This is a genomic window from Acinetobacter sp. YH12145 (assembly GCF_013418335.1).
GTDB lineage: Bacteria > Pseudomonadota > Gammaproteobacteria > Pseudomonadales > Moraxellaceae > Acinetobacter > Acinetobacter amyesii.
This window is the reverse complement of sequence record NZ_VPCE01000030.1, coordinates 1-1,665: the sequence shown is the minus strand read 5'-3', so window position 1 is coordinate 1,665 and position 1,665 is coordinate 1. Positions and strand designations below refer to the sequence as shown.

Genomic DNA, 1,665 nt, shown 5'->3' with positions numbered 1-1,665 from the left:
TTGATTTGTAAAACCGATTAATTTTATAAAAACAAACCGTTTCACCTATTTAATGGTTTGTTCTATCATTCTCTCATCAAATAAATTTACTCCTCTGGAGACGTTAGCAATGTTAGATCAAAATACTTCTGCTCAATTAAAAACCTTACTTGAACGCCTTGAAGGCCCGATTGAAATCGTCGCAACTTTAAACGGTACAGACAAGTCTGACAAAATTAAAGAACTCGTAACTGAAGTTGCTGCTTTGTCTAACCTTGTTACTGCTCGTTTCGATGGCAATAACAGCCGTTCACCAAGTTTTGGTATTGCAAAAGCAGGTGAAACACCACGTGTATTCTTCGCAGGTCTACCGATGGGCCACGAGTTCACATCTTTGATTCTAGCTTTGCTACAAACTTCAGGTTATGCACCGAAAGTTTCTGACGAAGTACTGAACACCATCAAAGGTCTAGGTCTTAAAACTGACTTTGATGTGTTTGTATCTTTAAGCTGCCATAACTGTCCTGACGTGGTTCAAGCACTTAACTTGATCGCAATTTACAACCCAGGTACAACTGCAACCATGATTGATGGTGCATTCTTCCAAGAAGAAGTGGAAGAACGCAAAATCATGGCTGTACCAATGGTATTCCAAGACGGCAATCACATCGGTCAAGGTCGTATGACCTTGGAAGAAATCATTGCCAAATTAGACACCAACTCTGCTGCAAAAGATGCTGAAAAGTTAAATGCCAAAGAGGTATTTGATGTGCTTGTGATTGGTGGTGGTCCTGCAGGGAATACTTCTGCAATCTATGCTGCACGTAAGGGTATTAAAACCGGTATCGTGGCTGAACGCATGGGCGGTCAGGTCATGGATACCATGGACATCGAAAACTTCACGTCGATTCAAAAGACTCAAGGTCCTAAGTTTGCTGCTGAAATGGAAGCACATGTACGTGAGTACGGTGTGGACATCATGAGCTTGCAACGTGTATCTGACATCAAAGGTGCTGACCAAACAGCCAATGGCTTGGTTGAAGTGACTTTAGAGAATGGTGCAAAACTTGAATCTAAAACAGTGATTCTTTCAACAGGTGCACGTTGGAGAGAAATGAACGTTCCGGGTGAACAAGAATACCGTACACGTGGTGTTGCATACTGCCCACACTGTGACGGTCCATTGTTTAAAGGTAAACGTGTTGCGGTGATCGGTGGTGGTAACTCAGGTGTCGAAGCGGCGATTGACCTTGCTGGTATTGTAGAACATGTAACGCTTGTTGAGTTTGATACTAAGCTTCGTGCTGACCAAGTCCTTCAAGACAAGTTAAACAGCTTACCGAATACGACCGTGATCATGAATGCATTGTCTACAGAAGTGGTGGGTGATGGTTCACAAGTGACTGCATTGAACTACAAAGACCGTGCAACAGATGAAATCAAAACGATTGAATTGGCTGGTATCTTTGTACAAATTGGTTTGTTACCAAACACTGATTTCTTAAAAGAAACAGCTGTAGAACTTTCAAACCGTGGTGAGATCGTAATTAACGAGCGTAACGAAACCAATGTAAAAGGTGTATTTGCTGCCGGTGACTGTACAACAGTACCGTACAAACAAATCATCATTGCGACAGGTGAAGGCGCGAAAGCATCATTATCTGCTTTTGATTACATCATCCGTTC

General features: G+C 42.2%; 1 protein-coding gene. It reads left to right on the top strand.

Annotation, left to right across the window (positions count from 1 at the left end; all coding sequences use genetic code 11):
- Positions 1–109: 109 nt before the first annotated feature.
- Positions 110–1,665: alkyl hydroperoxide reductase subunit F (gene ahpF, locus FTU80_RS16285; RefSeq protein ID WP_180086120.1), on the top strand; the 1,556-nt coding region annotated here is incomplete at its 3' end.